This is a genomic window from Roseovarius salincola, from assembly GCF_026891095.1.
Taxonomy (GTDB): Bacteria; Pseudomonadota; Alphaproteobacteria; order Rhodobacterales; family Rhodobacteraceae; genus Roseovarius; species Roseovarius salincola.
Genome location: NZ_JAPTNL010000020.1, coordinates 45682 through 55235 on the forward strand (window position 1 = coordinate 45682; position 9554 = coordinate 55235).

Here is a 9554-nt window from a genome sequence, read left to right on the forward strand (position 1 = left end):
TGTAACCTGAACCTGATCCGGGATGCGACCGTTTCAATTTGCTGTGGCGCAAAAGCGCCGCATCATCAAATTGCGTGATCAGCGTCGGACAATTCCTTCTCAAGCGCGTTTTCGACGGCGCCGCGAGGTCGGGTGAACCGGGCGAGAAGGTCATACAGAACCGGTGTCACGATGAGCATCAGGGTGGTGGCCATCAACAGACCCGCGATGATCACGGTGCCGATGGCATTGCGGCTTTCGGCACCCGCGCCAGTGGCCAGCACAAGGGGCAGGGCGCCGAGAACCGTCGAGATCACGGTCATCACGATGGGGCGCAGACGCAGCACTGAGGCGCGGATCACCGCCTCGCGCACCTCGAGTCCCTCGTCACGCAGCTGATTGGCGAATTCGACGATCAGGATGCCGTTCTTCGCCACCAGCCCGATCAAGAGTATGATCCCGATCTGACTGTAGACATTGATCGATAGCCCGCCGACCGCCATCGCATAGATCGCCCCCGCGACACCCGCCGGAACGGTCAGCAGGATGGTGATCGGATGCACGAAACTCTCGAACTGGGCCGAAAGCACGAGGAAGACGATCAGGAGCGAAAGCGCAAAGACAAGGCCCGCGCCCGCCGAGGTATCCTTGAAGGTGCGCGACTGGCCCTCGTAACCAAGCGCGGCTTCGGCGGGAAGGATTTCAGCCGCGGCGGCTTCGAGGCGGGCCAGTACGGTTCCCAGGTCTTCGCCCGGCGCCAGCGCGCCCGAAAGCTGGATCGACGGCAGGCGGTCGAAGCGTCTCAGCGACGGTGCGGCGGCGTTCTCGCTGACGGTCACAAGCGCCCCGAGCGGTACCAGTGTCTCGCCGTCGCCCGAGCGCACGAAGATGTTGTCGATATCCGAGGGTGTGCGCCGGTCCTCCTCGACTGCCTGCGCAAGCACCGGATATTCCCGTCCGCGGCTGACGAAGGTCGTCATCTGACGAGAAGCCAGCATGGTTTGCATCGTGTTGGCGATGGTGTCGATCGACACGCCGAGGTCATCCGCGCGGGCGCGGTCGATCGTGACGTCGAGCTGTGGCAGGTTCTGTTCGAAATTGATCTCGGGATTGACCAGCCCTTCGATATCTTCGGCGCGTTCCAGCAGCTCGAGCGACCAGGCCTTAACGCTATCGAAATCCGGCCCACCTATCACCACGCGGATCGGCGTTGAACTCCCGCGCAGGCCCAACCCGGCAGGCGTTACCGGAAAACCGCGTGCGACGGTAATCTGGCCCATCTGCGGCGCGATGCGGCCCACCACCTCGGAGACGTTCATGTCGCGCTCGTCCCAGGGCGCAAGGCGAAAAACGACAAAGCTGCGCCATGCACGGTTGCCCCAGCCGGTAAAGGTGAAGACTGTTTCGATGACGCCTTCCTCGCGCAGGGGCACGAGAATCTCTTCGACCTGTCGCGCGGCACGGTCCGTATAGGCCACGGTGCTGCCCTGCGGCGCGGTCAGCGGGATAAAGCCCACGCCACGGTCCTCGCGCGGTGCCAGCTCGCGCGCCAGGCCGTCATAGAACAGGAACGCGCCGCCCGACACCGTCAGTGCCAGCGTCAGGACAACCAGCGGCGCGCGGATCGCGCGCGTCAGAAGCGCCGAGTAGCCTTTTTGCAGCCAGCCCCGCGGTGCGTATCCGCTGCGAGGTTCGGTGGTCTTGCCCGCTTTCAGAACCTTGGAAGCAAGCGCGGGACAGGCGGTCAGTGCCACAAAGGTCGAGATCGCGACGGTGCCGGCCATGACCCAGCCAAACTCAACGAACAGCTTGCCGACCTGGCCGGGCATGAAGGACAGCGGCACGAAGACGGCGATCAACGTGATAGACGTGGCCAGAACCGCGAATGTCACCTGGCGCGCGCCCTTGAGGCTGGCCACAAGCGGGCTTTCGCCATTCTCGATCCGTCTCTGGATGTTCTCGAGCACCACGATGGCGTCGTCCACAACCAACCCGATGGCCAGCAGCAGCGCCAGCAGGGTCAGCGTGTTGATTGAAAAGCCCCAGATACCGATCAGAATGAAGCAGCCCAGCAAAGACACCGGAATGGTTATGGCGGGAATGAGCGTGGCACGGACGCTGCGCAGGAACAGCAGGATCACCAGCACAACCAGCACCAGCGAGATCGACAACGCGATCAACACTTCGCGGATCGACGCGCCGACAAACAGCGCGTCATCCGAACCGATGATGATCTCCATACCTTCGGGCAGGGTCGGGGTCAGGCGGGCGACTTCGGCGCGCACGGCATTGGAAATCTGCAGCGTGTTGGACTGGCTCTGACGCTGGATCGCCATCCCGACGGCGTCCTTGCCATCGCTGCGTGCGAAGGTCGTATCGCTTTCGACGCCGGGCTCGACACGCGCGACATCACCCAGCCGGACAGGATAGCCCGCCACCCGGTCAAGCACCACGTCGCGGAAATCGTCGACACTGGCAAGGCGGCTGTTGAGGCGTACCGACAACTGCCGGTTTTCGGATTCGACCTCGCCTGCGGGCAGTTCGACATTGTTGCGCCGCAGGGCCTGTTCCACATCCGACACGGTCAGCTTTCGTGCCGCCAGCGCGCGCCGGTCCAGCCAGATCCGCACGGCGAAAGAGCGGTCGCCGTAAACCCGCACATTGGCGATCCCGTCCTGCGTGGCAAGGCGGTCGAGGATGAAGCGGTCGATATAATCGGTGATTTCTGCGGTGGTCATACGGTCCGAGGTAACGGCGAGGCGCATGACGGGATCGGCGTCGGCATCGGCCTTTTCGACCTCGGGTTGGTCGGCGTCCTCGGGAAGGTTGTCAAGAATCCTGCCGACGGAGTCGCGCACATCATTGGCGGCGACATCGATATCGCGGTCGGGCTCGAACTCGATCGTGACGCGGGATCGCCCCTGTCGGCTCTCGGAACTGATCGAGCGGATACCCGCGATCGAGGCGACGGCGCCTTCGACGGTTTCCGTGATGTCGGTATCGATCACTTCGGGGGCTGCGCCGCGATAGGTGGTGGTGATCGAAACCACCGCGTTGTCCACATCGGGCAGCTCACGGATCGGCACGTCGCGAAGGGCGCTGACCCCGAAGACGATCAACAGCAGGCTTGCCACGGCCGCCAGAACCGGACGGCGGACGGACAGGTCCGACAAGGTCATGTGTTGTCGCCCTCGGTGGCGTTTTCGGCAGCGACGTCGTCGCTGTCGCCAGTCTGACCGATGACCGCGACAGGGCCTCCGTCGCGCAGGCGCTGAAGGCCGCGCAGAACGATGGTGGTGCCTTCAGCGACCCCGTCGAGGATCGCAACCATTCCGTCGCGCCGCTGACCGGTACGCACGACCACGCGACGCGCAATACCGTCTTCGACAACGAAAACATAGGTCTCCGCCGCCTGGAACACCAGCGCCTCTTCCGGGATGACGACCCGGTCGGCCTGCGAGAGCGTCAATTCCAGCGACATGAACATACCCGCGGGCAGTGTGCCCTCGGGATTGGGGATGATCGCGCGGGTGCGAAACGAGCGGCTGACCGGATCAATGCGGTTATCCACCGCTTCGATCTTGCCCATGAACACCTCGCCTGGAAAGGCGACGGTGGTCGCGGTCAGGGGTTGGCCTTGCGCGACCTGTGCGAACAGGCCCTCAGGGAGACCGAACTCGAGCTCGACCTCGCTCAGATCGTCCAGCCGGGTGATCGGGGTGCCCTGAACGACGCGGGCGCCGGGATCCACGTTTGTCAGCCCCACGACACCCTCGAAGGGTGCGCGGATGGTACGCTCCTGCAGGCGGCGCGCGGCGCGATCCAGCTGCGCCTCGGCCTCGGCGAGGCGGGCCTCGGACTCTTCGACCGTGGCCTCGGCCACGGCGTTGGAGAGGCGCAGCTGCTTGGCACGTTCCAGCGCCTGACGGCGTTCCTTTAGGCGCGCTTCGGCCTCGGCAAGGTCGGCGCGGGCGATGTCGTCGTCCAGCCGCACCAGAACCGCGCCTTTCTCAACTGTCGTTCCCGACGAGATGGCCAACTCGACGATACGGCCATCGGCCTCGGGGACGATGTCGACCGACTGTCGCGCACGTGTGGTGCCGACGGCCTCGACAGTGCGGGCGAGCGTGCGGATCTCGGCGCGGGTGATCTCCACGGAAGTCGGGCGGTCGCCGCGGGCCGACGCGGCGGTCGAGGTCTCGCTCGGGGCGAGGTATCTTTGATAGCCCTCATAGCCACCATAACCGATGGCTGCGAGGATGCCGATCAACAGCAATTGTTTCCAAATCGGCACGCTGTAACACCCTTTCGCAAAAGCCTGCATGAAAGTCCCTCGAAGACAACTTACAGCTGGCACCCGAATTGGCAACGCTCTCGACATCAAGTATTCGGCATAACATGATCATTCGCGCACGACGGGCGCGATGCGGTCAGGCCGCGCGATCGCTGGCCGCGAGCCAGTCAAGCGTCTCGCTCCAGGCGGTTTCGAGTTCGGGCAGCGCCTTTTCCAATGCGTCAGTATCGCCCTTGCGCGCGGCGGCCTCGGCGCGGGCAGCGGCGCGGCGCAGGTCAAGTGCCCCGACCGTCGCCGCAGCCCCCCCAAAACGATGCAGCCGCATCGCGATATTCATCAGGTGCTCGTTCCGGGCTGCCGACAGTGCCGCAAGCAGGGCTTGTCCCTCTTGCTTGAAACCCTCGATCAGCCGGATGAACTGTCCCTCCGAAAGAATCGCCCGCAGCTCGTCGGTTACCGAAGGATCAAGGGCTTCAACCGTGCGCCGGCTTTCGGACGCAGCCTTGCTGCAGAGCATCCGGCGCAGGTCGTTCAGGCGCAGCGGCTTGGTATAGACGTTGTCGATACCCGCGTCATGCAGCGCGATGCGGGCGTTCCGGTCCACATGCGCCGTCAGCGCCACGATACGCGTATCGGATGACGGGCCATGTCCTTCGCGGATGCGCCTTGTGGCTTCGAGCCCGTCCATGCCGGGCATGGAGACATCCATGATGATCAGATCGAACCGCCGGGCCTCGGCGGCGGCGACACCGGCGGCGCCGTCTTGGGTCTGGGTGACGCTGTGGCCATCCTGTTCCAGCATCGTTCCAAGAACGAAACGACTGGCGGCATTGTCCTCGACCAGCAGAACATCCAGGTTGGGAATGCGTTTCAGGCTATCGTCGCTGCCTGTGGCGCTTTCGCTGCTCCGGCCCTTTGCGGCGGGCAGCGGAAGGCGCACCCAGAAAAGGCTTCCTTCACCGTGGATGCTCTCGGCGCCGATCCTGCCGCCCATGAGCGTGGCCAGGTTGCGCGCGATCCCGAGGCCAAGCCCGGTGCCCTCGACACGCGTCGCATCCGGGGCAAGACGCACGAAATCGTCGAAAATGCGGGAAAGGTCCTGTTCATGGATTCCGATGCCCGTATCTGCAATCTGGACCTCGATCAGATCGGGGGTCTTGCCGGTGCTGGCGACGCGGGTGCATTCTACCGTGATCTCGCCTGCGCGGGTGAACTTGATCGCGTTTGACAGCAGGTTCAGCAACACCTGCTGCACCCGGTCGCGATCACCGAGGACCTCGCCGACGGGCGGGCCGTTGCCAAGGACACTGATGCTGGTGTCGTTGGCTTCGGCCTCGGCTTGCTGAGCGGTCACGATCCCGTCGATCAGGCTCTCGAGGTCGAAGACGGTCTCGCGCAACGTCAGATGGCGACCGTCGGACCGCGCGATATCAAGCGCGTCATTGATCTGGTTGAGCAACAACTGCCCCGAGCTTTTCATGATGGCCGTGTAGCGCTCCTGATCGCGGGACAGCCGGGTTCCGTCCAGCAGGTCAAGCGCCCCGAGGATACCGTGCAGCGGGGTGCGCATCTCGTGGCTGCTGCGGCCCAGAAACCGGGCCTTTGCACGCTCGCTGGAAAGCGCCTTGTCGCGGGCGGCCTGGATTTCGGCTTCGACGGCGACACGATCGGAAATGTCGCGGATGAAGCAGACGCAGACCACGTCATTGGCCCGCATCGCCCTGTTGGCCGAAACCTCGACGGGCACCAGTTCGCCATCAGCGCGCCGCGCCAGAAGCTGCTGCGCGCCCTTGCCGGGATCGGTGGGAAGGGACTGCAACCGTTTGCCGTCGACAGCGGTCAGCGAGCCATCCTTCCCGCGCGCCATGAGGATATCGCCAAGTCTGACAGGCGTTTCGGTGGGCCGGTCGAGACCAAAGGCGCGCCGCGCTGTCTTGTTGGTTTCGGCGAGGCTGTCGTCGGGCCTGACCACCAGAATGGCATCCCCCGATGTGTTCAGGATCGTCGAAAGCCGGCTGAGCGTCATCCTGTTCTGCAGCGCGCGGCGCCGGTTGAGCGCGTTGAGCCGCCAGAGCACCCACATCAATGCCAGCATGGCGGCCACCATCAGCAGGCTGATCACCGTCACCTGCCGCAATGTCGTCGTCAGGGTGTTGCGTTCGGCGTCGGCGCGCGCGGCGTCGAGGGCGATCCCGGTGCTCGACAGGCGCCGGATCGCGTGAGTGAGGCTGGCCGTGGCCTGACTCAGTGCCTGGCGCCCGGCGATCAGCTGCTCGTCGCTCGCGTCGATCAGCGCCACCATGTCTTGCAGCGTTTCGTTTATCGCATCAATCTGCGTCGAGGCGACGCTGTTGCCGTCGAAAGCCTCTCGATAGGCGTCACTGCTCTTGAAGGTGGCCGCGCGGCTGTAAAGCACGTCGAAACGCAGACGCACCTCGCGGAGATGTGCGGGAACGGGCTCGTCAAGTTGATCGAGTGCGCGGGCCAGCTTGACCTGATCGACCTCGAGTTGCGCCAGTGACCATTCGATATTGTCGTTGGCGGCACTGCCATAGCGATCGAGCTGCAGAAAGACCTGAACGGCCAGAAACGCGGTCGCCGCCATACAGGCCAGCGACAGGATCGCGAACAGGACAAGCGGCGCGTTGCGGTGGAACAAGCGTTTCTGAAGTTGTGCAAGCACAGTCACGTTGAGATCCGTCCTTCGAAAGGCAGTCAGGCTAGCGCGTCGCGACGATCCGGTCCAGTTGCCAAATACTCCGGGAATAGTGCGTTTCCGTCCTGTAGGCAGGGTCGTTATCCCAGTCATAGACCAGCCAGAGCGGCCCTTTCTGGCGCAGGGTCATGATCTCGTCATTGCGCCGATAGGCCAGCAGCGCGCCGCCGGGGCGGATCTCGTCGACCGGGATGCGCACGACATAGTCGTTGATCGCGAACAGCTCGAGCATGCCGGAATGGATCGCATGGCGGTCAAGCAGGGTGGCAAGCCAGACGCCGGTGAAACGCTGCGTTCCGAAGGTCCAGTTGGTGCTTGTCTCGATGGTTGCACGGGGCATCGCCTGAAGCTCTGAATAGGTCAGTTCGATGCGCTCTCGGGTGCAGCCGCGATTGGTAGTTTTATCAATGATTTCAATGGAAAGAATGGGATCAGCCCCGTGCTCCTCCGCGGCGCGCAGAGGCCCGGCCGATGCCAGCATGATCAGGCCAAGCAGCGCCGCGAGCCAGGGCGGGGCGTGAGGATATCGTTTATGTGCCAACACTGTCTTGCAAGCTCCGTCGGGACCCGCTTAAACCCCGTCATGCGCGGACGCACGGCATTTTCCTATGCAACGCCTAGACTATCACTAAGCCTGTCATGCTTGGTATGTAAAGTGAGTGATGAGTGCGGCTCTGGCGGAGCAGAGGGTGGTTTGCCTTTGAACTCAGGCATCGTTACGCCAGAGACAGGTTTGGGGACGTGACATGAAGAAGCTATTGATCGCAGATGACCATGAACTGGTCCGGGAGACCATCGCGGACTATCTGCGATTGCAGGGCGGGTTCGAGGTGGCATCGGCCGATACGCTGGATGGCGCGCTTGAGGCCGAACGCAAGAGCGGCCCCTATGATATTGTTTTACTTGATTATTCCATGCCGGGCATGGAGTCCCTTTCGGGGCTGGCGCGCATGCGGGCCGCGACCGATTGCCCGGTGGCGATCCTGTCGGGCACGGCGACGCCCGAGGTGGCGCGCCGGGCGCTCAGGGCCGGGGCGGCTGGCTATCTGCCCAAGACATTGGGACCGAATGCGCTGATCGAAGCGGTGCGCGAGATGCTGGACGGGAATATATATCGCCCGGAAGAATTCCTTGCGGATCAAGACGGTAGCGCCGAAATCGTGCATCTGACGCCACGCGAACTGGATGTGGTGCGGGGGCTGACCGAGGGCAAGTCCAACAAGGAAATCGCCCGTGACCTCGAGATTCAGGAAGTCACCGTGAAGCTGCACGTAAAGACCCTGTCGCGCAAACTGGGGGCAAGAAACCGGACCCATGCCGCGATGCTGGCGCGGGATCTGGGGCTGATCTGATCCTCGCCCGAGAATCACCCTTCAACCAACTGATTAACAACGAAAAACGGTGATCGGCATTGCGGCTATATCACGTCGGTATCGCGTCGGTGTCGCGCACCGCATCGGATGGGGGTTAACAGGGCGTTCGTCATGAAGTGGGGGGTGGTTTGTACGGAAGCGGAATGCGCGCCGTGGGTGGCGGTTGGCTGTGGGTGGGGCGTGTGTTCTTGCCCATCCAATGACCGGTGCCAGCCCGAAGCGGACCCAATGCTTCACACGCTGATCTGCGATAGCTGGCCTTCGCTGCGCGGGTCATGAACTGGTAAGATGCGGGACAAAGCCGACCTTGAACAGACTGTGGCCAATGCACGCTTCATCCAGATGTAAGTCTGATCTTACCTTTCCGCACGTGTGACGGCAGCGGCAAAACAACCAGGTTTCGCGTTGTGTAGATGAGCGTAAGACACGTGCTCGCATTCAAAAGCCATAGTGATGGCTTCCGCAAGGTTTTCGCCGTGCAGTACGTCAGCATCAATCATCATGTGGTTTCGGTCAAAAAGCCGTAGCGAAATCAGGCGAGAGCGCAGAACCTCCGGCACTTCTCCGACAGCTAGCTCGGCTTGAGGCGCGCCTTCTCGAACGAAGATCGCGTGGGAAGCTTTGTATGGCGAATTCGCAGGTTGATGTTCATAGTTCAGCAGAATGACGGTTTCACCCACTTCTGCATCGGCCATGCTCACACGACATGGAGTGCCGGGCTTCGATTGAACAACTTGGCGGCAAACACTTATTTTCGCCAGCTCTGAGTCAGAAAGCGTGAACAGGTGTGCAAAGTCTTCTGCTGGCAAAGAATGAATTTGGAAGCCCATGTTTCAAGTTCCTTTGGTGTCCGGCACTCAGATAGCAACAGTCATCGGGATCGGGCGACCCGAAACTTGCTGATTATCAAACCTGTCATTCGCGCAATTCGCAGCATCGGGCACAATGGGCTCCCGCCCGACTCTCGCCGCATCCAACACGAAGGGCCGCTGTAGGGAAACGTGCTAAACTTTGCAAAATCCGCTCCCTGCGCATAGCTGACGTTCATGCAAACCGGAGTATTTCGCTCTACAGACTATCACCCAACATAAGCGAGCTATGCGGGAAACTGGGTGACGGGGTTTGAGAAGGCGGCGTATCGTGGCGGGTGATCAAGCCTGCCAGAACTTCCAAGAGGAACGATACGCCTATG

General features: G+C 62.5%; 6 protein-coding genes. 1 reads left to right on the forward strand and 5 read right to left on the reverse strand.

Annotation, left to right across the window (positions count from 1 at the left end; genetic code table 11):
* Nucleotides 1-65: 65 nt before the first annotated feature.
* The 4 genes from N5A93_RS17010 to N5A93_RS17025 all read right to left on the reverse strand — a co-directional run bounded on the left by N5A93_RS17010 (nt 66) and on the right by N5A93_RS17025 (nt 7530).
* A complete protein-coding gene (locus N5A93_RS17010) occupies nt 66-3158 on the reverse strand; it encodes an efflux RND transporter permease subunit (protein ID WP_268956293.1) in 3093 nt (1030 codons plus the stop codon).
* Complete coding sequence (locus N5A93_RS17015; protein WP_268956294.1) at nt 3155-4273, reverse strand: efflux RND transporter periplasmic adaptor subunit; 1119 nt, start codon at nt 4271-4273, stop codon at nt 3155-3157. Before N5A93_RS17015 ends, N5A93_RS17010 begins: the two co-directional genes overlap by 4 nt.
* Nucleotides 4274-4409: 136 nt before the next feature.
* Nucleotides 4410-6962, reverse strand: coding sequence for an ATP-binding protein (locus tag N5A93_RS17020; protein ID WP_268956295.1), 2553 nt, complete (start codon nt 6960-6962; stop codon nt 4410-4412).
* A gap of 31 nt (nt 6963-6993) precedes the next feature.
* On the reverse strand, nt 6994-7530 hold the full coding sequence (locus N5A93_RS17025) for a putative pterin-binding protein (protein WP_268956296.1): 537 nt from the start codon (nt 7528-7530) through the stop codon (nt 6994-6996).
* A gap of 205 nt (nt 7531-7735) precedes the next feature.
* On the opposite strand from N5A93_RS17025, the gene N5A93_RS17030 reads away from it, so the two are divergent.
* Nucleotides 7736-8341 carry a response regulator transcription factor gene (locus N5A93_RS17030; RefSeq protein ID WP_268956297.1) on the forward strand — a complete coding sequence of 202 codons (606 nt, stop codon included), beginning with the start codon at nt 7736-7738 and terminating at the stop codon, nt 8339-8341.
* A gap of 377 nt (nt 8342-8718) precedes the next feature.
* On the opposite strand, the gene N5A93_RS17035 is transcribed toward N5A93_RS17030, so the two are convergent.
* On the reverse strand, nt 8719-9192 hold the full coding sequence (locus N5A93_RS17035) for a DUF1203 domain-containing protein (RefSeq protein WP_268956298.1): 474 nt from the start codon (nt 9190-9192) through the stop codon (nt 8719-8721).
* Nucleotides 9193-9554 lie beyond the last annotated feature (362 nt).